The 23,131-nt window shown below is 68.1% G+C and carries 21 protein-coding genes and 1 other RNA gene; 14 read left to right on the plus strand and 8 right to left on the minus strand.

All coding sequences use genetic code 11. The annotated features are described in order from the left end of the window. Positions 1 to 303: 303 nt before the first annotated feature. From HWX03_RS09665 to lipA, 6 genes are all read left to right on the plus strand, one after another. Positions 304 to 1,362 (plus strand): NAD(+)/NADH kinase, encoded by a 1,059-nt coding sequence (locus HWX03_RS09665; RefSeq protein WP_175871083.1) that lies wholly within the window; start codon positions 304 to 306, stop codon positions 1,360 to 1,362. Positions 1,363 to 1,421: 59 nt separating this feature from the next. After that, positions 1,422 to 2,198: an SDR family NAD(P)-dependent oxidoreductase gene (locus HWX03_RS09670; RefSeq protein ID WP_175871084.1), complete on the plus strand. Its 777-nt coding sequence runs from the start codon at positions 1,422 to 1,424 to the stop codon at positions 2,196 to 2,198. Positions 2,199 to 2,276: 78 nt separating this feature from the next. Beyond that, positions 2,277 to 3,260, plus strand: coding sequence for a thiamine pyrophosphate-dependent dehydrogenase E1 component subunit alpha (locus HWX03_RS09675; protein ID WP_175871085.1), 984 nt, complete (start codon positions 2,277 to 2,279; stop codon positions 3,258 to 3,260). A 54-nt stretch (positions 3,261 to 3,314) separates the two neighbouring features. After that, on the plus strand, positions 3,315 to 4,319 hold the full coding sequence (locus HWX03_RS09680; protein WP_175871086.1) for an alpha-ketoacid dehydrogenase subunit beta: 1,005 nt from the start codon (positions 3,315 to 3,317) through the stop codon (positions 4,317 to 4,319). A 4-nt stretch (positions 4,320 to 4,323) separates the two neighbouring features. Next, complete coding sequence (locus tag HWX03_RS09685) at positions 4,324 to 5,439, plus strand: acetoin dehydrogenase dihydrolipoyllysine-residue acetyltransferase subunit (RefSeq protein WP_175871087.1); 1,116 nt, start codon at positions 4,324 to 4,326, stop codon at positions 5,437 to 5,439. 2 nt (positions 5,440 to 5,441) lie between these two features. Beyond that, positions 5,442 to 6,407, plus strand: a complete 966-nt coding sequence (lipA, locus tag HWX03_RS09690) for a lipoyl synthase (protein WP_175871088.1) — start codon at positions 5,442 to 5,444, stop codon at positions 6,405 to 6,407. Between the two features lie 11 nt (positions 6,408 to 6,418). On the opposite strand, the gene HWX03_RS09695 is transcribed toward lipA, so the two are convergent. From HWX03_RS09695 to trxA, 8 genes are all read right to left on the minus strand, one after another. Next, entirely contained in the window at positions 6,419 to 7,786 is a 1,368-nt protein-coding gene (locus tag HWX03_RS09695) for an MATE family efflux transporter (RefSeq protein ID WP_175871089.1), read from the minus strand. A 2-nt stretch (positions 7,787 to 7,788) separates the two neighbouring features. After that, on the minus strand, positions 7,789 to 9,621 hold the full coding sequence (locus tag HWX03_RS09700) for a glycosyltransferase family 39 protein (RefSeq protein WP_175819701.1): 1,833 nt from the start codon (positions 9,619 to 9,621) through the stop codon (positions 7,789 to 7,791). Between the two features lie 143 nt (positions 9,622 to 9,764). Continuing rightward, complete coding sequence (locus HWX03_RS09705; RefSeq protein WP_174390782.1) at positions 9,765 to 10,031, minus strand: type B 50S ribosomal protein L31; 267 nt, start codon at positions 10,029 to 10,031, stop codon at positions 9,765 to 9,767. A 159-nt stretch (positions 10,032 to 10,190) separates the two neighbouring features. After that, on the minus strand, positions 10,191 to 11,024 hold the full coding sequence (locus HWX03_RS09710; protein ID WP_175871090.1) for a M90 family metallopeptidase: 834 nt from the start codon (positions 11,022 to 11,024) through the stop codon (positions 10,191 to 10,193). A 38-nt stretch (positions 11,025 to 11,062) separates the two neighbouring features. Further along, positions 11,063 to 12,619 (minus strand): MFS transporter, encoded by a 1,557-nt coding sequence (locus HWX03_RS09715; protein WP_175871091.1) that lies wholly within the window; start codon positions 12,617 to 12,619, stop codon positions 11,063 to 11,065. Continuing rightward, a complete protein-coding gene (locus HWX03_RS09720; RefSeq protein ID WP_175871092.1) occupies positions 12,616 to 13,116 on the minus strand; it encodes a MerR family transcriptional regulator in 501 nt (166 codons plus the stop codon). Before HWX03_RS09720 ends, HWX03_RS09715 begins: the two co-directional genes overlap by 4 nt. Before the next feature lie 128 nt (positions 13,117 to 13,244). Further along, entirely contained in the window at positions 13,245 to 14,507 is a 1,263-nt protein-coding gene (rho, locus tag HWX03_RS09725) for a transcription termination factor Rho (protein ID WP_006478662.1), read from the minus strand. Between the two features lie 194 nt (positions 14,508 to 14,701). Next, complete coding sequence (gene trxA / locus HWX03_RS09730; protein ID WP_006402348.1) at positions 14,702 to 15,028, minus strand: thioredoxin TrxA; 327 nt, start codon at positions 15,026 to 15,028, stop codon at positions 14,702 to 14,704. A 391-nt stretch (positions 15,029 to 15,419) separates the two neighbouring features. On the opposite strand from trxA, the gene ffs reads away from it, so the two are divergent. The 8 genes from ffs (at position 15,420) to HWX03_RS09770 (ending at position 23,125) form a co-directional block, all read left to right on the plus strand. Next, positions 15,420 to 15,518: signal recognition particle sRNA small type (ffs, locus tag HWX03_RS09735), an RNA gene on the plus strand. Between the two features lie 127 nt (positions 15,519 to 15,645). Continuing rightward, entirely contained in the window at positions 15,646 to 18,018 is a 2,373-nt protein-coding gene (locus HWX03_RS09740; protein ID WP_175871093.1) for a DNA polymerase III subunit gamma/tau, read from the plus strand. A 95-nt stretch (positions 18,019 to 18,113) separates the two neighbouring features. Further along, a complete protein-coding gene (locus HWX03_RS09745) occupies positions 18,114 to 18,440 on the plus strand; it encodes a YbaB/EbfC family nucleoid-associated protein (protein WP_006482124.1) in 327 nt (108 codons plus the stop codon). A gap of 31 nt (positions 18,441 to 18,471) precedes the next feature. After that, positions 18,472 to 19,068: a recombination mediator RecR gene (gene recR, locus HWX03_RS09750; RefSeq protein ID WP_006478665.1), complete on the plus strand. Its 597-nt coding sequence runs from the start codon at positions 18,472 to 18,474 to the stop codon at positions 19,066 to 19,068. Between the two features lie 48 nt (positions 19,069 to 19,116). Continuing rightward, positions 19,117 to 20,322 carry a CaiB/BaiF CoA-transferase family protein gene (locus tag HWX03_RS09755; RefSeq protein WP_175871094.1) on the plus strand — a complete coding sequence of 402 codons (1,206 nt, stop codon included), beginning with the start codon at positions 19,117 to 19,119 and terminating at the stop codon, positions 20,320 to 20,322. 216 nt (positions 20,323 to 20,538) lie between these two features. After that, positions 20,539 to 21,300 carry a 5'/3'-nucleotidase SurE gene (gene surE / locus HWX03_RS09760; RefSeq protein ID WP_174433738.1) on the plus strand — a complete coding sequence of 254 codons (762 nt, stop codon included), beginning with the start codon at positions 20,539 to 20,541 and terminating at the stop codon, positions 21,298 to 21,300. Further along, positions 21,297 to 22,229, plus strand: coding sequence for a protein-L-isoaspartate(D-aspartate) O-methyltransferase (locus tag HWX03_RS09765; protein WP_175871095.1), 933 nt, complete (start codon positions 21,297 to 21,299; stop codon positions 22,227 to 22,229). The genes surE and HWX03_RS09765 overlap by 4 nt, the downstream gene beginning before the upstream one ends. A 5-nt stretch (positions 22,230 to 22,234) precedes the next feature. Further along, the gene (locus tag HWX03_RS09770) at positions 22,235 to 23,125 is read left to right on the plus strand and encodes a peptidoglycan DD-metalloendopeptidase family protein (protein ID WP_175819707.1); all 891 of its coding nucleotides are present in this window, start codon (positions 22,235 to 22,237) and stop codon (positions 23,123 to 23,125) included. Positions 23,126 to 23,131: the final 6 nt, after the last annotated feature.

Here is a 23,131-nt window from a genome sequence, read left to right on the forward strand (position 1 = left end):
CATGCGCAGACGCCGCGACGATCGCGTCGCCGTATCGACGACGTGAGACGTCCCACTGAATTCAACGCGCGCCGCATCGTCACGGCCGCGCATCCCGAGCACGCGCATGCCCGCCGCGCCAGTGCGGACGCGGGTTTCGCGGCCATCGCACGCACGATGGCACGCCGCTTGCAGAGATGACGGGCAAGCCGGCGCGATCGCGTCGGCGACGACGATCCGCCGCCCGTCGATGGCAGCGGACGAAACAGGCGGAGCCGGCGCGTGCCAATGCGCAGGCCTCGCCAACTGGATGGAGACAAACCCGTGACGACGCCCGTTACCGTCGGCGTGATCGCGAACCCCGCATCGGGGCGCGACATCCGCCGCCTCACGACGCATGCATCCGTGTTTCCGACCGCGGAGAAGGCGAACATGATCGTGCGCCTCCTGGCCGGCCTCGGCGCGATGGGCGTCGAGCGCGTGCTGACGCTGCGCGACCGCACGGGTATCGCGACGCTGCTGCTGCGCGCGATCGACACGCATCGCGCGGTCGCGCCGCACGAGCGCTGGCCCGAGGTCGAATTCGTCGACCTGCCGATCACCGATACCGTCGCCGACACGCAGGCCGGCGCCGCGTACCTGCACCGGATGGAGGTGTCGCTGATCGTCGTGCTCGGCGGCGACGGCACCCATCGCGCGGTGGCCGCGCATTGCGGCGCGACGCCGCTCGTCGCGCTGTCCACCGGCACCAACAACGCGTTTCCCGAACATCGCGAGGCGACCGTCGCCGGCGTCGCCGCAGGGCTCGCCGCGACCGGCGCCGTGCCGGCCGAGGTCGCGTTCGTGCGCAACAAGCGGCTCGTCGTGCGCTGCGTCGCGGGCGCGCAGCCGGGGCGCGAGGAGATCGCGCTCGTCGACGTGTGCGCCGCGCGGCAGCGCTTCATCGGTGCGCGCGCGATCTCCGGCTCCGACGACATCGACGCGCTCTACCTGACGTTCGCGGAACCGGACGGCATCGGCCTGTCCGCGCTCGGCGGCGCATGGGCGCCGCTCGAACGCAGCGCGCCGCACGGGCTTGCGATGCGCTTCGCGGAAGCCGGCAAGTCGGCCGGCACGCCGCTCGTCGCGCCGATCGCGCCGGGGCGCGTCGACCGCGTCGTGATGCGCAGTTGCGAGCGGCTCGAACCGGGCACGTGGCACGCGATTCCATTCGAGCGCGGCACGCTCGCGTTCGACGGCGAGCGCGAGATCGAGGTCGCGCGCGGCGATCGCTACGAGATTGTGCTCGACTGGCGCGGGCCGTTGACGATCGACGTCGGCCGCACGCTGCGCTACGCGTCGTCGCGGCAACTGCTGCGCGATGCCGGTGCGTGGCACGACTGATATATCGGTTCTACGAACGACGTTTCGCCATCCATAACGATCATCAAGGAGACATCGCCATGACAGCCCCACTCGAAGGACAGGTCGCCATCGTCACGGGCGGCGCGCGCGGCATCGGGCGCGGCATCGCGCTGACGCTCGCCGGCGCCGGTGCCGACATCCTGCTGGCCGACCTGCTCGACGACGCGCTCGACGCCACCGCACGCGAGGTGCGCGCGCTCGGTCGCCGAGCGGCGATCGCGCAGGTCGACGTCACGCAGGCCGCGCAGGTCGACGCGATGGTCGCGCAGGCGCTCGCCGACCTCGGCGGCCTCGACATCCTCGTGAACTGCGCGGGCGTGATCAGCATTCATCCGGTCGCCGAACTGACCGAGCGCGACTGGGATTTCGTGATGGACGTGAACGCGAAGGGCACGTTCCTCGGCTGCCGGGCGGCACTGGCTCACCTGAAGGCACAGGGGCGCGGCCGGATCATCAACGTCGCGTCGATCGCGGGCAAGGAAGGCTTTCCGAATCTCGCGCATTACAGCGCATCGAAATTCGCGGTCGTCGGCTTCACCAACGCGCTGGCCAAGGAACTCGCGCGCGACGGCGTGACCGTCAACGCGATCTGCCCCGGCATCGTCCGTACCTATATGTGGGACCGGCTGTCCGACGAATGGAAGACCGACGGCGAATCGGTCGAGGAATCGTGGCAGCGGCACCAGTTGACGCTGATTCCGCAGGGCCGCGCGCAGACGCCGGAAGACATGGGCCGGCTCGCGCTGTTCTTCGCGACGATGGACAACGTGACGGGCCAGGCCGTGAACGTCGACGGCGGCTTCACGTTTCACTGACGGCCGCGAGGCCGTGCAATCCGCCGCCACGGCACGGCCGGGGCGGCATTCGCAGTCAGACCTAACCAGGAGACACACATGACCGCTTCGACACAGCTCGGCAGGGACACGCTGCTGGACGCCTATCGGCTGATGCGCACGATCCGCGAATTCGAGGAACGCCTGCACGTCGAATTCGCGACCGGCGAGATCCCCGGCTTCGTTCACCTGTATGCGGGCGAGGAGGCGTCCGCCGTCGGCACGATGCTGCACCTCGGCCTCGACGACTACGTGGCCACCACGCACCGCGGCCACGGCCACTGCATCGCGAAGGGCGTCGACGTGCACGGGATGATGGCCGAGATCTACGGCAAGAAGACCGGCGTCTGCCACGGCAAGGGCGGCTCGATGCACATCGCCGACCTGTCGATGGGGATGCTCGGCGCGAACGGGATCGTCGGTGCGGGCGGGCCGCTCGTGTGCGGCGCGGCGCTCGCGGCCAAGCACAAGAAGACCGGCGGCGTCGGCGTGTGCTTCTTCGGCGACGGCGCGTCGAACCAGGGCGTGATCTTCGAATCGATGAACCTCGCGTCGGTGTGGCGGCTGCCCGCGATCTTCGTCGCCGAAAACAACGGCTATGCGGAAGCGACGTCGTCGAGCTGGTCGGTCGCGACCGACAACATCGCCGATCGGGCGAACGGGTTCGGGATGCCGGGCGTGATCGTCGACGGCTTCGACTTCTTCGCGGTGCACGAGGCGCTCGGCGAGGCCGTCGAGCGTGCGCGCAACGGCGGCGGCCCGACGCTCGTCGAGGTGAAGTTGACGCGCTATTTCGGCCACTTCGAGGGCGATGCGCAAACCTACCGTGCGCCGGGCGAAGTGCAGAAGCTGCGCGACGAGAAGGACTGCCTGAAGCATTTCGAAACCCGCGTCGTGCGCGCCGAAGCGCTGACGACCGACGACCTGCGTGCGGTCGACGCCCAGGTGAAGGCGCTGATCGACGACGCGGTCGCGCAGGCGAAGGCGGCGCCGCTGCCGGATGCCGCCGACCTGCTGGCCGACGTCTACGTGTCGTATCCGTGAGCGCGGCCTGATCCAGCAGCCGGCACGGCGAACCGAACATTCCAGGAGACAGACATGGCAAGGAAGATCACTTATTCGCAGGCGATCAACGAGGCGCTCGCGCAGGAAATGGCGCGCGACGACAGCGTGATCGTGATGGGCGAGGACAACGCGGGCGGCGCGGGCGCGCCGGGCGAGGACGACGCATGGGGCGGCGTGCTCGGCGTGACGAAGGGGCTGTTCCACAAGTTTCCGGGCCGCGTGCTCGATACGCCGCTGTCGGAGGGCGGCTACATCGGCGCGGCGGTAGGAGTTGCCGCGTGCGGGATGCGTCCCGTCGCGGAACTGATGTTCATCGATTTCATGGGCGTGTGTTTCGACCAGATCTTCAACCAGGCGGCGAAATTCCGCTACATGTTCGGCGGCAAGGCCGTCACGCCGGTCGTGATTCGCGCGATGTACGGCGCGGGCCTGCGCGCGGCCGCGCAGCACTCGCAGATGCTCACGTCGTTGTTCACGCACATCCCGGGGCTGAAGGTCGTGTGCCCGTCGACGCCGTACGACGCGAAGGGGCTCTTGATCCAGGCGATCCGCGACAACGATCCCGTGATCTTCCTCGAACACAAGCTGCTCTATACGCGTGAGGGCGACGTCCCCGAGGAATCCTATGCGATTCCGTTCGGCGAGGCGAACGTGATGCGCGACGGCGACGATGCGACGATCGTCACGTACGGCCGGATGGTGCATCTCGCGATGGACGCGGCCGCGAAGCTCGCGAAGGACGGCATCCAGTGCGACGTGATCGACCTGCGCACGACGTCGCCGCTCGACGAGGAAACGATCCTCGAAAGTGCGGCGCGCACCGGGCGCGTGGTGGTCGTCGACGAAGCGAACCCGCGCTGCTCGATCGCGACCGACATCGCCGCGCTCGTCGCGCAGCGCGCATTCCATTCGTTGAAGGCGCCGATCGAACTGGTCACCGCGCCGCATACGCCCGCGCCGTTCGCCGGCGTGCTGGAAGACCTGTATATCCCGTCCGCCGATGCGATCGCGCAGGCGGTACTCAAGACGAGGAGCTGACACGATGTCGATTCACATGATCACGATGCCCAAGTGGGGGCTGTCGATGGAGCAGGGGCAGGTCAACGGCTGGCTGAAGGCGATCGGCGAACGCGTGGCGAAGGGCGACGAGGTGCTCGACGTCGAGACCGACAAGATCTCGTCGGGCGTCGAATGCGCATTCGACGGCACGCTGCGCCGGCAGGTCGCGCAGGAGGGCGAGACGCTGCCCGTCGGCGCGCTGCTCGGCGTCGTCGCGGCCGCCGATGCGAGCGACGCCGACATCGATGCGGCGATCGCCGACTTCCAGCGCGATTTCGTGCCGAGCGCGGCTTCCGACGAGGCGGCCGGCCCGCAGCCCGAGAAGGCGCAGATCGGCGGCCGTACGATCCGCTTCCTGAAGCTGGGCGAGGGTTCGGGCACGCCGGCCGTGCTGATCCACGGCTTCGGCGGCGACCTGAACAACTGGCTGTTCAATCATGCGGATCTCGCCGCGCACCGGCCGGTGTGGGCGCTCGATCTGCCCGGCCATGGCGAATCGGGCAAGGCGGTCGAGACCGGCAGCCTCGACGAACTGGCCGACGCGGTGCTCGCGCTGCTCGATGCGCAGCACATCGAGCGCGCGCACTTGATCGGCCATTCGATGGGCGGCGCGGTCGCGATGACGGCGGCCGAGCGCGCGCCGCAACGCGTCGCTTCGCTCACGCTGATCGCGAGCGCGGGGCTCGGCGCCGACATCAACCGCGCGTACATCGACGGCTTCGTCGCCGGCAACAGCCGCAACACGCTGAAGCCGCACCTCGGCGCGCTGTTCGCGGACGACGCGCTGGTCACGCGGCAGCTCGTCGAGGATCTCGTCAAGTACAAGCGGCTCGAAGGCGTGCCGGCCGCGCTGGAGAAGATCGCGAACGCCGCGTTCGACGGCGCGACCCAGCGCCGCGTGTTCCGTGAGCGCATCGCGACGCTTGCGCCGCGCACGCTCGTGATCTGGGGCGAGCGCGACCAGGTGATTCCCGCGCAGCATGCGCAGGGCTTGCCGGACGGCGTGCGCGCCGAGGTGATCGCCGGCAGCGGGCACATGGTGCAGATGGAGGCGGCCGCAGACGTGAACCGCCTGATCATCGCGTTCCTCGGAGACTGACGATGACCGCCGCGCTCGAACGATCCAGCCTCACGGCGCTCGGCCAGCCCGGCGCGCGAAGTCGCGACAAGCTCGCGCGCATTCCGGTGCGCGTCGAGCCCGCGGCCGGCGCGGCGCTGCCGAAGCCGCCATGGCTGCGCGCTCGGCCGATGATGAGCGCGGCGGTGGCCGACATGGCCGCCGTGCTGCGCGAGCATCGGCTGCATTCCGTCTGCGAGGAGGCGATGTGTCCGAACATCGGCGAATGCTTCGCGCAGCGCACCGCGACCTTCATGATCATGGGCGGGCTGTGTACGCGGCGGTGCCCGTTCTGCGATGTCGCGCACGGCCGTCCCGAGCCGCTCGATCCCGACGAGCCCGCGCGGCTGGCCGATGCCGCGGCGGCGCTCGGGTTGCGCTACGTCGTGATCACGTCGGTCGACCGCGACGACCTGCGCGACGGCGGCGCCGCGCATTTCGCCGCGTGCATCGCGGCGGTGCGCGCGAGCGTGCCGGGCATCGGCGTCGAGGTGCTGACGCCGGACTTCCGAGGCCGCGCGGCACGTGCGCTCGACGCGCTGTCGTCGGCGTGGCCCGACGTGTTCAACCACAACATCGAGACGGTGCCGTCGCTGTACCGGGCGGCGCGGCCGGGCGCCGACTATCGCGGCTCGCTCGAACTGCTCGCGCAGGCGAAGGCCGCGCGGCCGACGCTCGTGACGAAATCGGGATTGATGCTCGGGCTCGGCGAGCGCGACGACGAGGTGCGCGACACGCTGCACGACCTGCGCGCGCACGAGGTCGACGTGCTGACGCTCGGCCAGTATCTCGCGCCGTCAGCGCACCATTTGCCGGTGCGGCGCTACGTGAGCCCGGATGCGTTCGCCGCATGGCGCGACGAGGCGCTCGCGTTCGGTTTCAGGGAAGTCGTCGCCGGCCCGCTCGTGCGGTCGTCGTATCACGCGGCCGACGTGCTGGAGGACGCGTAGCGCGCCGCGCGTCAGGCCGCGGCCGCGGCGGTGGCGGTGGCGTGCGCGCGGCTGATGTGACGCAGGTACAGCACGAGCCCGGCGCCCGCCAGCATCAGGCTGACCGTGTTCGCGAACCAGAAGCCGCGCGCGCCGGTCAGCCACGTGGGTGCGATGCCGCCGACGTCGAAGCCGAGCAGGTAGCCGCCGCTGAGCCCGACGCCCCACAGCGCGACCGCATAGATCACGGTCGGCACGATCGCCACCTTGTACGCGCGCAGCACGAACGCCGACGTGACCTGCAGCGCATCGAACACGTGGTAGCACGCGACGATCGCGACGAGCGGCATCGCGGCCGCGGCGACGGCCGGGTTCGGCGTATAGCCGCCGATGATCAGCGGGCGCAGCGAGAACACGAGCACGCCGTAGGCGGCCGCAATGCCGCACGCGAACATCACGCTGTGCCGGCCGAGCAGCCGGGCTTCCTCGGCACGTCCGGCGCCGAGCGCGCGCGCGACCAGCGTCGACGCCGCCACGCCGATCGACAGCGGCGTCATGTACAGCACCGCGCCGATGTTGCCGGCGATCTGGTGGCCGGCGAGCGTCGTCGTGCCGAACTGCGCGATGAACAGCGCCATGCACGTGTACGACGTGACCTCGATCAGGTACGACAGGCCCATCGGCACGCCGAGCTTCAGGATCGCCTTCTGGCGCGCCCACACGGGCCAGCAGAAGCGCGAGAAGATCGCCAGCGGCGCGAACACGTCGAGCCTCGCGAGCAGCGTGTAGCCGATCAGCGCGAGCGCCCAGTTGATCAGCGTGCTGGCGAGCCCGCAGCCGGGGCCGCCGAGCGGCGGGACGCCGAAGCCGCCGAAGATGAACCACACGTTCAGCGGAAACTTGAGCAGCAGCGCGCCGATCTGCAGGATCATCGCGAGCCGCGGCTTGCCGGCCGCGTTGGTCAGCGCATTGTAGATACGGAATACGAGGCTGGCGGGCAGCCCGTACGACAGGATGCGCAGGTAGTCGACGGTCCGGTCGTGCAGCGCGGCGGGTGCGTGCGCGACGCGCAGCAGCGGTTCGGGAAAATGCAGCAGCAGGAAGCCGGGAATCGCGAGCAGCAGCGCGAGCCACAGCGCCTGGCGCACTTCCTCGCCGATCTCGGCATAGCGCCGCGCGCCGTACAGTTGCCCGGTGATCGGCTGCAGCGCGGACAGGATGCCGGTCAGGCCGATATAGATCGATACGTAGATCGACGAGCCGAGCCCGAGCGCGGCGAGATCGACGGCCGAGTAGCGGCCGACCATCGCGGTGTCGATCACGCCGAACGCGATGATCGCGAGCTGGCCGACCAGCACCGGCCACGCGAGACCGACGATCCGGCGGATGTCGCCGAACATCGTCAATCGGCCGCCCGGCGGCGCGGCGGACGCCGCTTGACGGGCGTCTTCGGCCGTTCGATGCGCTCGTACAGGCGGAAGCGCTCGTCGCGGTCGGCGACGCGGCGGCCTTCCCAGACGAGACGCCACACGTATTGCGACATCGCGCTCGGCTCGCCGAAGTCGGCGCGGTCCTGGCGCAGGATCACGTCGCAGTCGCCGGAGAAATCGAAGTGCATGTTGCCGAAGTACGCGAAGGTCGCGATCTGCGCGTCGCCGAGCCGCACCGGCGAAATGCACTCGTAGTCGGACGGCAGGTGCACGGCGATCTGTAGCGCGACATCGCGATAGGTGCGGCCGTAGTTGACGATCGGCAGCCACAGCGTCATCAGCAGCACCCACATCAGCGTGGTGCCCGCGCTCGACAGCACGACGCTGCGCCACAGCACCTTCGGCTGCCGCGAGACGCGCCAGCGCACGAGGAAGCACCAGCACACGGTGACGATCACCGCGCAGATGAACGACAGGATCTTGAAGTGCGGCTCGTAGCCGGGCACGAGGCGCGCGAGGTTGCGCGCGAGCGGATGCGGGAAGCCGGTGAGCGATGCGAGCCACACCAGCCACACGAAGGTGCCGAGGATCGTGAAGCTCAGCACCGCGAACCAGTCGATCGCATTGATCGCACCGCGCTTGAGGGTCGGCAGCGCGAACGTCGCGAGCACCGCGAGCGGCGGCAGCAGCAGCATGTACATGCGGTTCGACTGCTGGCTTTGCAGGATCACGAGCGCGACGAGCGGCACGGCGACCGACAGCGGAATCGCGATGTGCGCACGGCGGCGCATGCCGGCCCAGCTCCACCACGCCCAGATCGCGAGCGGCCACGCGGGCCACGTGAACAGCGGCAGGTTCTTCGCCGCATAGCCGAGCACGGCCGTCGGCGGGCCCGAAAAGCGCATCAGGCTGCCGTGGATCCACTGGTTGAAGAACCACGCGGCGTCGTCCGGCGCCGCGACGAAGGCGGCGAGCGGCCACAGCGCGAAGATCGCGGCCGCGAGCGGCACGCCGACCAGCGGCAGGCGCAGGTTGCGCATCTCGGGCGTGACGAGCCACAGCGCGGCTGTGCCCGCGAGCAGCGCGACGACCAGCACCGGGTTGCCGGACAGCGCGACGAGGCCGATCGCGAGGCCCCACCACAATGCGCCTTGCAGGGGCTTGTCGATGCCGCGCACGATCCCGTATACGAGCATCGCGATCCACGCGAACTGCGCGAGCTGCGGCGTCGTTTCGTGCCCGCGTTCGGCGAGGCCGAAGCAGGCGACGAGCACCAGCAGCGCGCCGTCCGCGAGCGTGCGGCCATAGTCGCGCGGCTCGGGCTCGCCGCCGAATGCGTATTTGAACGGTTGAACCTCGGCGCGCCGGCCGAGCAGGTAGGCCGCGTACCAGACGAACGCGCACGCGAGACAGAACAGCACGCCGGTATCGACGCGCGACGCGTTGCTCGCGTCGACCCACGGGCCGAGGCCACGGATCGACAGCGCGCCGAGCCAGTAGCCGAGCGGCGCGTCGGTCGTGATGAACTTGCCGACCAGGTTCGGTAGCAGCCAGTCGTGCCAGCCGCCCTTGGCCATCGTCCACATCACGCCGAAGCCCGCCGCGTCCTCGTTTTTCCACGGGTCGCGGCCGAACAGGCCGAACGCCGCGTAGACGAAGCAGAGCGTGAGCAGCAGCCAGCGCGGCAGCGCACGCGTGGCGGAGGCGGTGAGACGGACGACAGGCTTCATGCAGATGAGCGATTTGTTATGGGCGGGCGGCCGGCGCGATTGCGCGCGGTCGAGCCGGTTTCGAGCATCCGGCATTGTAGTCGCGCCCGCTGTTGTGCGTCAGGTCGTTTCCCGGGCGCCGGACGGCGCCTTTTGGGCGAGCAGAGACAAAAAAGGGCAGCCTGGGCTGCCCTTTCGTGCGGTACCGGTGCGTTGCCACCACCGGATCGGTGCAAAGCTTACTTTGCTACCGCCTTGCCGTTGGCGCGTGCGCCGAACTTGTTCTTGAACTTCTCGACACGGCCTGCCGTGTCCATGATCTTTTGCTGACCCGTGTAGAACGAGTGCGATTCCGACGACACTTCGATCTTGGCGAGCGGGTAGGTCTTGCCGTCGAGTTCGATGTTTTCGCGCGTCTGGATCGTCGAGCGCGTGATGAACTTGAAGCCGTTCGACATGTCTTGGAAGACGACTTCGCGGTAATTCGGGTGGATGCCTTCTTTCATGGTCTTTCCTTGGTGAGAGCGGTAGCCAACCCGCCGCTTGCCGTGCCGGCGTGCGCAAATTTGCGTATCACCAGACGACGCCAAGCCCGGCGCGAGCCACTTGCCTAAGGTCGAAAAACGGCGATTATGCCAGAAAATCAGACGGTTGACGAATAATTTTCATGGTGCGTCGAGCGCGCCGGTGCCGGCCGGATCCTGCCGGTAGTAGCGCGCGAGCAGCCGGTACAGCTCCGGAAATTCGGACTCGAACGCCTTCGGCCGCACGAACAGCGCCTCGCTGCACACCGCGAAGAATTCCGACGGGTGGTCGGCCGCATAGGGATCGATCAGCGAGTCCCGCTCGAAGCGCGCCCATGCGCGGTCCGGCACTGCGTCGACGCGCGCGCAGAACTGATCGTATGCGTGTTCGAACACGTCGGCCCACGCCTGCGCGTCGAGGTGCGGCGCATGCCAGCGGCGAAACAGGGGCGGATAGCCGTCGGCCGCGCCGTTGACCATGTCGATCTTGTGCGCGAACTCGTGGATCACGACGTTGTACGCGTCCCGGCCGTCCGTCATCTGCGCGTCTTCCCACGACAGAATCACGGGGCCGCCTTCCCATGCCTCGCCGCTTGCATCCTGCTCGACTTCGTGGACGACGCCGTCCTCGTCCTGCACGGTCTTGCGGATCACGAATTCGCCCGGATACACGACGACGCCGACCCAGCCGTCGTACAGCGACAGGTCGAGATTCAGCACGGGCAGGCAGGCCTGCGCGGCGATCGCGACGATCATCGCGTCGGTCAGCTCAAGCCCATGCGCGGTCGAAAACGACTTCTTCGCGATGAACAGGCTCGTCAGCTCGCGCAGCCGGTCGAGCGCGTCGGGCGGCAGGGTCGCGAGGAACGGCAGGCGCTCGACGGTTTCGTGCCACAGCGCGTCGGGGATCGGGTGGCTGCGCAGCGCGCGGTCGCGGCGGCGGTCGTCGAACCAGCGGGTCAGTTTCGAAAGCATGGAGGCGGCGGACGAAAATCCAAAGCCTGTCTTTTAACTCAATCGATCTGTTTTTGCCATGCCGCGAAGAGGCCGCCGACGAGCGCGATGCCCGCGAGGAAGTAAAAGCCGTCGAGCGACGCGAGGAACGACGCCTGTTGCGCGACCATCCGCGCGATCGACGCGATCGCGAGGCCGTGCGCGTCATTCAGCGCGTAACCGGCTGCCGCATAGCTGCGCGTCAGCGCATCGACGGTCTGCTGGAACAGCGGATCGAACACGTTCGCGCGCTCGACGAGCCGCGTCTGGTGGACGGCCACCCGGTGCTGCTCGACGATGATCACCGACGAGGTCGCGAACGAGATCGTCAGTTGCCGCACGATGTTCTTCAGCCGGTAGCCATGCGTGTATTCGTCGATCGCGAAGATCCGGAACGTCAGGTTCGCGACCGGCAGCACGATGAACAGCAGCAGCAGCCCGCGCAGCAGCAGCGGGACGATCAGCGCGGCGTCGCCGACCTGCGGCGTCATCCGCGTCATCCACAGCGCAGCCGTGATCGCGATCGCGAACCCCGGCACGACGAACCATTTCTTGTGCGTGACGAACTTCGCATAGCGCAGGTACGCGAACAGCGCGGTGGCCGAGATCAGCGACATCGTGCCGACCAGGCGCCCGGCGTTCTCGACCGGATAGCCGAGCCCGCCCTCGAGAAACCGCGACGTCAGGTAACTGAAGCCCGTCGTCTCGTAGTAATAGAACATATAGAGCAGCAGCCCGATCTGGAACGTGCGCTCGCGAAACGCGTGCAGCCGCACGAGCGGCGTCGGGTGATGCCACTGGTGATACGCGAACCACGCGAGCGCGCCGAGGCCCGCGATCGTCAGCAGGATCAGCGTCGGCGAGCCGCTGTAGAGCTGGTAATGCACCTGCTGCAGCACGATCTGCAGCGCCCCTTGCGCGAGCGCGAACACGACGTACGGCCAGAAATGGCCGGAGCCGCGTTCGTCGTCCGGCGTGCGGCCCGAATCGGGCAGCGTGAGCAGCGCAAGGATCGCGAACGCGATGCCGGCCGGCGCCGTGCACGCGAACAGTGCGCGCCACGTCGAATGTGCGACCAGCAGCCCGCCGACGATCGGCGCGAGCGCGCTGCCGAGCAGGATCATGATCAGGAACGCGCGCGTCGCGGGCGGCCGTTCCTGCGGCTTGAAGCTGATCTGGATCAGGATCCGGCACGCGCCCATCATCGGGCCGACGAAATAGCCTTGAAAGCCGCGCGCGAACGCGAGCTCCAGCGACGTGTCGGCCAGCGCCGCCGCGATCGCGCCGAACGAGAACATCAGCATGCAGCCCGCGACGTAGCGGCGGTGGCCGAGCCGGTCGACCCACCATTGCTGCTGCAGGATGCCGAGCACGGCCGTGACCGCGTAGGCGCTCGACGACCATACGAGTTCGTCGGGCGACGCGTTGATGCCGCCCGCGATGTAGCTCGCGAAAAACGAGAAGACGGCGTTGTCGAAGTAGTCGAGGCCGGTGACGAGCGCGAGTGCCCATGGAAACAGGTCCGCGCGCAGGTTCGCGCGGCTCCACAGCGGCGGCGGCCCCGGCGCCGCGTTCATTCGCGATCCTTGCGTGCGCGCCGTGTGCCGGCTTCGGCCCGCCGCTGCGCGATCAGCGCATCGGCGTTTTCGCCGGCGAGGCGCCGCTCGACGTAGTCGATGTCGTGCTGCAACTCCTTGCGCAGCGCGACGGCTTCCTTCAGCTCGCGCTGGACGGCCGCGATCCGCCGGTCGAGCGTATCGATCTGCTCGGCGAGGCCGGAGCGGATGTCGCGCAGCGATGCCTCCGAATAGCGGCGCCGGCCGTCGCCCGTTTCTTCCAGCGGGCGCTTCAGCATTTCGGTGATGCCGTGCAGCGAGAAGCCGAGCGCGCGCAGCCGCAGGATGCGCGCGAAGCGCTCGAGGTCGGCTTCGTCGTAGAGGCGGTAGCGGCCTTCGCTGCGCGACGGCGTGACGAGCCCGCGCTCTTCGTAATACTTGAGCGTGCGCGGCGTGACGCCGAGCCGCGACGCGGCGTCGCTGACGGTCAATAGCGGGGTGGAGGCATCGTTCGGCATCGGGTGTGGGGGATTCGGCGGGACAATGGCGCGATTATAGATCAACCTGTACGTTCACGTTCAGGTTGGGATCGAAAAACGGCCGCCGGGCAGGATGCGCGGGCGGCCGTGTTGCGAAGCGGGGGCGATCAGCCGCCGCGGCGCATCAGGTCGAAGAACTCGGAGTTGCTCTTCGTCTGGCGGATCTTGTCGAGCAGGAATTCCATCGCCTCGACTTCGTCCATGTCGTGGATGAACTTGCGCAGCACCCAGATCTTTTGCAGGATCTCGGGCTTGATCAGCATTTCCTCGCGACGCGTGCCCGACTTGTTCAGGTTGATCGACGGGTACACGCGCTTTTCCGCGAGACGGCGCTCGAGGTGCACTTCCATGTTGCCGGTGCCCTTGAACTCTTCGTAGATCACGTCGTCCATGCGGCTGCCGGTTTCGATCAGCGCGGTGCCGATGATCGTCAGCGAGCCGCCTTCCTCGATGTTGCGCGCCGCGCCGAAGAAGCGCTTCGGACGCTGCAGCGCGTTCGCGTCGACACCGCCCGTCAGCACCTTGCCCGATGCCGGGATCACGGTGTTGTATGCACGCGCGAGACGCGTGATCGAGTCGAGCAGGATCACGACGTCGTGCTTCATTTCGACGAGGCGCTTGGCCTTCTCGATCACCATTTCGGCGACCTGCACGTGGCGCGTGGCCGGTTCGTCGAACGTCGAGGCGATCACTTCGCCGGCGACCGAGCGCTGCATTTCGGTCACTTCTTCCGGACGCTCGTCGATCAGCAGCACGAACAGGATCACGTCCGGGTGGTTCTGCTTGATCGCGTGCGCGATGTGCTGGAGCATCACGGTCTTGCCGGACTTCGGCGACGCGACGAGCAGGCCGCGCTGGCCCTTGCCGATCGGCGCGATCATGTCGATGATGCGGCCCGTGACGTTTTCCTCGCCGCGCATTTCGCGTTCGAGCGACAGCGGCTTGTTCGGGTGCAGCGGCGTGAGGTTCTCGAACATGATCTTGTGTTTCGAGGCCTCGGGCGGCTGCCCGTTGACTTTGTCGACCTTCACCAGCGCGAAGTAGCGCTCGCCGTCCTTCGGCGTGCGGACTTCACCTTCGATGGTGTCGCCGGTGTGCAGGTTGAAGCGGCGGATCTGCGACGGGCTGATGTAGATGTCGTCGGTGCTCGCGAGGTACGACATTTCCGGCGAGCGCAGGAAGCCGAAGCCGTCCGGCAGCACTTCGAGCGTGCCGTCACCGAAGATCGTCTCTCCCGTCTTGGCGCGCTTTTTGAGAATGGCAAACATCAACTCCTGCTTGCGCAGGCGGTTCGCGTTTTCGATCTCCAGGCCATTGGCCATTTCGATCAGTTCGGACACGTGCAGAGACTTGAGCTCGGATAAATGCATACGGAGAACCCGCCAGGGAGGAGAAGCGACGAAAGAAAATAAGGGAGGAGGGCGAGCGGAAGCGCTCAGAGACTTAATGCGTCTTGCCGACGTTTTTTAATTCTAGCATAGGCCGATTCGCGCTTGAGCGAGCGATCGGCGGCTTGACGACGGACGTGTTGCCGACTGACAACACGTCCGCGGAACTGCCGGTATTACAGGTGGCTGTCCAGGAATGCGGTGAGCTGCGACTTCGACAGCGCGCCGACCTTCTGCGCGGCGGCCGCGCCGTTCTTGAACAGGATCAGCGTCGGGATGCCGCGCACGCCGAATTTCGCGGGCGTGGCCTGGTTGTCGTCGACGTTGATCTTCGCGATCTGCAGCTTGTCGCCGTAGTCCTTTGCGACTTCGTCGAGGATCGGGGCGATCATCTTGCACGGGCCGCACCATTCGGCCCAGAAATCGACGAGTACGGGCTTGTCGGACTTGACGACGTCCTGTTCGAACGATGCGTCGCTGATGTGTTTGATCTGTTCGCTCATTGGGTCAATACCTCTTACGGTTCGGGGACTGCCTGCTTGCGCGTTGCGGCGTACCGGCCGCCGTAGGCTGCCGGCCGCTGCGGCAGGTCACTCCGCCTTTCCGGAAAGGAGGGGCGTAAGCGCTGCATGCCGCGGCTCGCGGGTCGTTCGGGCGTCATATTAGCCTAAATTGCTATCTGCTGCGGGCGGCGATAGTAGCCGCTACGCGAGTAGGGGTACGACGCGACGTTCGACCGTTGTGCCAAGCAGGTGGAGGCCGGTCCGCCAATTACAAGGGGGCGGGCCGCATGCAGCGCGTGCGAAGGGGCGACGCGCCGGTTTGCCCGGCGATATTCACATTGATGCGAACAAACGGTCGCATTCGTCCGGAAGCGGTGATAGAATATGCCGTGACGGGCCTCCTCGCATGGTGGGGCGGTGAACCTGGTCAGGTCGGGAACGAAGCAGCCACAATCGTTTTCTGCCAGTGCCGAGGGTTGGGCTCGTCACCTTCCTTCTCGCCCCGTTCGCAGGGCGTTTTTTATTTCTGCGTCACACTCCGTTCGACCTGCGCCTTGTCCGTCTTCCGCACCGTTTCGCGTGTCGGCGCGACGCAGCGTTACTGATACAATTTCCCGATGACCTATCAAGTTCTCGCACGCAAGTGGCGTCCGAAGGATTTCGCTTCGCTCGTCGGCCAGGAGCACGTCGTCAGGGCGCTCACGCACGCGCTCGACGGCGGGCGTCTCCATCACGCCTATCTGTTTACCGGAACCCGCGGTGTCGGCAAGACGACGCTGTCGCGGATCTTCGCGAAGGCGCTCAACTGTGAAACCGGCGTCACGTCGCAGCCGTGCGGCGTGTGTCGCGCCTGTCGCGAGATCGACGAGGGCCGTTTCGTCGACTACGTCGAGATGGACGCGGCGAGCAACCGCGGTGTCGACGAGATGGCCGCGCTGCTCGAGCGCGCGGTGTACGCGCCCGTCGATGCGCGCTTCAAGGTCTACATGATCGACGAAGTGCACATGCTGACGAACCACGCGTTCAACGCGATGCTGAAGACGCTCGAAGAGCCGCCGCCGCACGTCAAGTTCATCCTCGCGACGACCGATCCGCAGAAAATCCCCGTCACCGTGCTGTCGCGCTGCCTGCAGTTCAACCTGAAGCAGATGCCGGCCGGACACATCGTGTCGCATCTCGAGCGGATCCTCGGCGAAGAGCAGATCACGTTCGAGCCGCAGGCGCTGCGCCTGCTCGCGCGCGCCGCGCAGGGCAGCATGCGCGACGCGCTGTCGCTGACCGACCAGGCGATCGCCTATTCGGCGAACGAGGTGACCGAGTCGGCGGTGTCGGGCATGCTCGGCGCGCTCGACCAGACTTACATGGTGCGCCTGCTCGACGCGCTCGCGGCCGGCAACGGCCCGGAAATCCTCGCGATCGCCGACGAAATGTCGCTGCGCAGCCTGTCGTTCTCGACCGCGCTGCAGGATCTCGCGAGCCTGCTGCACCGGATCGCGTGGGCGCAGTTCGCGCCGGGCTCGGTGCTCGACGAATGGCCGGAAGCGGCCGACCTGCGCCGTTTTGCGGAGACGCTGAGCGCCGAACAGGTGCAATTGTTCTATCAGATCGCGACCGTCGGGCGCGCCGAGCTCGGCCTGGCGCCGGACGAATACGCCGGTTTCACGATGACGCTGCTGCGGATGCTCGCGTTCGAGCCGGCCGTTGGCGCCGGCAGTGCGCCGGGCGGCCAGCCGTCCGTGCCGCCGCATGCGGTACCGGCCCCGCGCGCGGCTGCAGCGCCGGCCGCCGCTGCGGCGAAGCCGGTATCGGCCGCGCCCGCTGTCGCAGCGCGTCCGCAAGCCGCGGCGGCGCCTGTTGTACCGGTTGCACGTTCGGCGCCGGCGCAGTCCAGCGATGAAGCCGAGCGGCCGACCGCCAGGCCGGCTGCCGTCCCGTCACCGGCAGAGGCTGCAGCACCGGCCCCGGCAGCGGCCGACGCACAAGCTATCGAGCCGCCGCAGCCGGAAACGAAGGCGGCACCCGCAGGCGACATGCCGCCTCCCGCGCGCAAGGAACCTGAGCCGCCTGCCGTTGCCGCCGCGCAGCGAAACGACGAACCGGCTCCGCAGGCCGAACCGGCACCGCGCGCTGCATCGCCCGAGCCGGCCGCCGCGCGTCCGGCGGCGCGCGCAGGCGGCGGTGCCGCCGCCGCGCTCGACGTGCTGCGCAATGCAGGGATGCGCGTGTCGTCGGAGCGCGGGCGCGCAGGTGCTGCAGCGAAGCCGGCGGCGTCCCAGCCGGCCGCCGAGAAGCCGGCCGCGCCGCGTCCGGCCGTCCAGGTGCCGACGCCGCGTGCCGCTGCCCGTGCGCCGCAAGCAGCCGATGCGCGCCAGCCGTCGCCGCCGTGGGAAGACATCCCGCCCGACGACTACGTGCCGCTCAGCGCCGACGAGATGTTCGGCGGTTCCGACGACGGCTTCGTGCCGGTGTTCGACAGCGGTCCCGACGATGTGCGCGTGACGCCGAAGCCGGCGGACGCGCGTCCGGCCGCGCCGATCGACACGCGCCCGTTGCCGCCTGCGATCGCGCTCGATCCGATCGGCTTCGACGGCGAATGGCCGGCGCTGGCCGCGCGGCTGCCGCTGAAGGGTGTCGCGTACCAGCTTGCGTTCAACAGCGAGCTGACGGCCGTCGATGCGACCGCATTGAAATTGTCCGTGCCGGTGCCGCAGTATGCGGATGCCGCACAGGTGGCGAAGCTGAAGGCCGCATTGGCCGATGCGCTCGGCAAGCCGGTCGAGGTGAGCGTCGAGGTCGGGCCCGCACGGCGTACCGCGGCGGCGCTCGATGCGGCCGCGCGCGCGGCGCGCCAGCGCGAAGCCGAGCAGGAGATTCACGGCGATCCGTTCGTGCAGCAGCTCGTGCGCGAGTTCGGTGCGCGCATCGTCGACGGATCGGTGCGCCCGCTCGCCGATTCGGCGCCGGACGGCGCGCCGCCGACGCTGCATTGAACTGACCGCCCCGCGACAGGCACAATCACGCCCCGCACACATTGGCCGGCACGCGCCGCGTGCCGGTTTTCACACGATCAAGAAGGAGTATTCCCATGTTGAAAGGCAACCTCGCCGGACTGATGAAGCAAGCGCAGCAAATGCAGGAAAACATGAAGAAGATGCAGGAGCAGCTTGCGCTGATCGAAGTCGAAGGGCAGTCGGGCGCCGGCCTCGTCAAGGTGACGATGACGTGCCGCAACGAAGTGCGCCGCGTGTCGATCGACCCGAGCCTGCTCGCGGACGACAAGGACATGCTCGAGGATCTCGTCGCCGCTGCGTTCAACGACGCGGTGCGCAAGGCCGAAGCAACGTCGCAGGAAAAGATGAGCGGGATGACGTCGGGCCTGCCGCTGCCCCCGGGCTTCAAGCTGCCGTTCTGAGCGCGACGTCCTTGCCAGTGTTTGCCGCCGTATGAAACAGCCGTCCGCCCTGTCCGCTCTCGTCGAAGCGTTGCGCGTGCTGCCCGGCGTCGGGCCGAAATCCGCGCAGCGCATGGCGGTTCACCTGATGCAGCACGACCGTGAGGGTGCGGAGCGGCTCGGCCGCTCGCTGCTGTTCGCGACCGAGCACCTGCAGCACTGCGAGAAGTGCAACACGTTCACCGAAGCGCAGATCTGCGAGGTCTGCAGCGACGAGGAGCGTGATCCGACGCTGCTGTGCGTCGTCGAGACGCCTGCCGACCAGATCATGCTCGAGCAGACGATGACCTACCGCGGGCTGTATTTCGTGCTGATGGGCCGACTGAGCCCGCTCGACGGAATCGGCCCGAAGGAAATCCATTTCGACCGCCTCGTGCGGCGCGCGTCCGACGGCGTCGTCAAGGAAGTCGTGCTCGCGACCAACTTCACGAACGAAGGCGAAGCCACCGCCCACTACCTTGGCCAGACGCTGAAGGCGCGCGGGCTGGCGGTCACGCGCCTCGCGCGCGGCGTGCCGGTGGGCGGCGAGCTCGAGTACGTCGACGCCGGCACCATCGCCCGTGCGATGCTCGACCGCCGCACGATGTAAGCCGGGCGCCGCCTGCCGGCGGCGCCGTTCCTCATGCCAGGGAGACACATGAGCACCAGCCAGGGCCCGCTCGCGGGCGTCAAAGTGCTCGAATTCGGAACGCTGATCGCGGGGCCGTTCGCGTCGCGGCTGTTCGCCGAATTCGGCGCGGAAGTGATCAAGATCGAGGATCCGAACGGCGGCGACCCGCTGCGCAAGTGGCGCAAGCTCCACCCGGAGCAGGGCGGCACGTCGCTGTGGTGGTCCGTGCAGGCGCGCAACAAGAAATCGGTCACGCTGAACCTGAAGGCCGATGCCGGCAAGGCGATCGCGCGGCAGCTCGCGAGCGAGGCCGACATCGTGATCGAGAACTTCCGTCCGGGCCTGCTCGAAAAGCTCGGGCTCGGCTACGACGTGCTGTCGGCCGACAATCCGGGCCTCGTGATGGTGCGCCTGTCCGGCTACGGGCAGACGGGCCCGTACCGCGACCGGCCCGGCTTCGGCGCGATCGCCGAATCGATGGGCGGGCTGCGCCACATCACCGGCTATCCGGATCTGCCGCCGCCGCGCATCGGCATCTCGATCGGCGATTCGATCGCCGCGCTGCACGGCGTGATCGGCGCGCTGATGGCGCTCCATCACCGCAAGGTCAACGGCGGCGCGGGGCAGGTGGTCGACGTTGCACTGTATGAAGCCGTCTTCAACATGATGGAAAGCGTGGTGCCCGAGTACGGCGTGTACGGGATGGTGCGCGAGCGCACCGGCGCGTCGCTGCCGGGCATCGTGCCGTCGAATACGTATGCATGCCGCGACGGCAGCATCGTGATCGGCGGCAACAGCGATCCGATCTTCAAGCGGCTGATGAAGGCGATCGAGCGCGACGACCTGGCCGACGATCCCGCGCTCGCGCAAAACGACGGGCGGGTGCCGCGCACGCAGGAAATCGACGACGCGATCGCCGCGTGGCTCGCGCCGCGCACGATCGACGAGGCGCTCGTCGTGCTCAATGCGGCCGACGTGCCGGCCGGGCGGATCTACAGCGCGGCCGATATGTTCACCGATCCGCAGTTCGTCGCGCGCCAGATGATCCAGCGTTTCAAGCTGGCCGACGGCACCGACATTCCGCTGCCGAACATCACGCCGAAGCTGTCGGACACGCCGGGCGAAACGCGCTGGCTCGGGCCCGAACTGGGCGAGCACACCGACGAGGTGCTGCACGGCCTCGGCTACGACGCGCAGGCGATTGCCGCGCTGCGCGAGGCGGGCGCGATCTGAGTGCACCCGGCCTGGCGCTTCGCGCCGGGCCTTCCGACGAAGGGTTCCCCGACAAGATTTTCTCCGGGCGGAAAACCCGGCGACCCGGTGTTTTCCCCGGTGTGCGGAACGACGCCGCGCAATGCGGCGGCGCATCGCGTGCCCATGCGTATACCCGCCCGTCCGCAGCGCCGGACTGTCGCTCTCGCGCCATCTTTCCTCGGTTACAATCGCCGGATGCGAATCCTACTCAGCAACGACGACGGCTATCTCGCCCCCGGTCTCGCCGCGCTCAGCGAAGCGCTGCAGCCGCTGGCCGAGCTTACGGTGATCGCGCCCGAGCAGAACTGCAGCGGCGCGTCGAATTCCCTCACGTTGTCGCGGCCGCTGTCGGTGCAGCGCGCAGCGGGTACGGGTTTCTTCTACGTGAACGGCACGCCGACCGATTCGGTGCACGTCGCGCTGACGGGAATGGCCGACGCGAGGCCGGATATCGTCGTGTCCGGCATCAACAACGGCCAGAACATGGGTGAAGACACGCTCTATTCGGGGACAGTTGCGGCCGCCACCGAAGGCATCATGTTCGGTGTGCCGGCCATCGCGTTCTCGCTGGTCGACAAGGGCTGGGCCCATCTGGCCGACGCCGCGCGCGTCGCCGCGGAAATCGTCGCGCACTACCTCGCGCATCCGCTGCCGGGCCAGCCGCTGCTGAACGTCAATATTCCGAACCTGCCGTACGACCAACTGAAGGGCTGGAAGGTCACGCGCCTCGGCAAGCGTCATCCGTCGCAGCCGGTGATTCGCCAGACCGACCCGCGCGGCGAGCCGATCTACTGGATCGGCGCCGCGGGCGAGGCGCTGGACGCCAGCGAGGGTACCGATTTCCACGCCGTCGCAAACGGTTTCGTGTCGATCACGCCGCTGCAGCTCGATCTCACGCATACGCAGATGCTGCCCGCGACGCGAGAGTGGGCGCGCGCCGGAGGGCGGGCTTCATGAGCGGCGAGCGCGCGAAGCGGTTCCCGCTCGCGCTCGAAGATCTCAAGCGAGCGCCACGCAAATCGGAAGGTCGGGCCGGTGAACGCCAGGCGGCGGGCGCGATCTCGAAGGCCGCCGATAAACCCGCAACCGTGCTGAAACCGGTTGCGGTGAAGCCGGCCGCCGTGCGGGCGCCGCTGCCGGGTATCGCCGCCGCGAAGCCGGCGACCGCACCGAAGCCGACCGCGCTGAAGCCTGCGCTGCCGAAGCCGGCAGCGCCGAGCATCGCGCCGGCCGGCGCGTTCGCGCTCACGTCGGAACGTGTGCGCGAGCGGATGGTCGAACGCCTGCGCGCGAACGGCGTGACCGATGCGCGCGTGCTGGACGCGATGGCCGCGGTGCCGCGCCACCTGTTCGTGGATCCGGGGCTCGCGACGCAGGCCTACGAGGATTCGGCGTTGCCGATCGGCCACCAGCAGACCATTTCAAAGCCGTCGGTCGTCGCGCGCATGATCGAGCTCGCGATGGCCGGCCGCACGCTCGAGCGCGTGCTCGAGATCGGCACCGGTTGCGGCTATCAGGCCGCCGTGCTGAGCCACGTGGCACGCGACGTGTATTCGATTGAACGCATCAAGCCGCTTTACGAGCGCGCGAAGCTGAACCTGCGGCCGCTGCGCGTGCCGAACATCCGTCTGCACTACGGCGACGGGCGTGTCGGCCTGCCGTCCGCGGCCCCGTTCGACGCGATCGTGATCGCGGCGGCGGGGCTCGACGTGCCGCAGGCGCTGCTCGAGCAGCTCGCGATCGGCGGGCGGCTCGTCGCGCCGGTCGGCGCGCAGAGCGGGCAGCACCAGGTGCTCACGCTCGTCGAGCGCGTCGCGCACGCGCAATGGCGAGAGTCCCGGCTTGATCGCGTTTTCTTTGTCCCTTTAAAATCCGGAGTGATTTGAAACCGATGAGTATGTTGCGCGCGATGCAAAACAACCGATCCAGGGAACCGCTCACGCTCGCCCAGCGCGCGATCTGTGTGGCTGCGTTCTCCACGCTACTGGCCGCCTGTGCGACGCGGCTCGACAACGCGCCCGTCGTCGACCGCTCCGGCACGCTCGGCACGACCGCTGCCGCACAACCGGCGGTGCCGCTCGGCCCGCCGCCGCCTGGCTTCTACCGTGTTAAACCGGGCGACACGCTGTACCGGATCGCACTCGAGAACGGGCAGAACTATCGCGACATCGCGTCGTGGAACAATCTGACCAACCCGAACCAGATCGAAGTCGACCAGCTGCTGCGCGTGGCGCCGCCGGGCGGCGCCGCGGTCGCGGGCGCGCCGGCCACCGCGCCGATCGCCGGTGGTGCGGTCGCGACCGCACCGCTGAGCAGCGGTCCGGCCACGCCGGCCGCGGGCACGTCGTCCGCGCTCGCCGCCACGCCGCCGGCTGCGGCAAGCGGATCGAGCGATACGGCGGCCGCGCCGAGCGGCCCCGTGACGTTCGCGTGGCCCGCGCGCGGCCCCGTGCTGAACGGGTTCGACGATGCGAAGAACAAGGGTGTCAATATCGGCGGGACGGCCGGCGAGGCCGTGAAGGCGGCGGCCGACGGCCGCGTCGTTTACTCCGGCAACGGTCTGCGTGGCTACGGCAACCTCATTATCATCAAACACGATGCAACTTACCTCACGGCGTATGCACACAATCGCGCTTTGATGGTAAAAGAGGGGGACGCGGTAACGAAGGGGCAGAAGATCGCCGAGATGGGTAACAGCGATGCCGACCGCGTGATGCTGCATTTCGAGGTTCGCCGGCAGGGTAAGCCTGTCGATCCGCTGAAGTATTTGCCGCCTCAATAACCGAGA

Source organism: Burkholderia sp. BCC0397 (assembly GCF_902832865.1).
GTDB lineage: Bacteria > Pseudomonadota > Gammaproteobacteria > Burkholderiales > Burkholderiaceae > Burkholderia.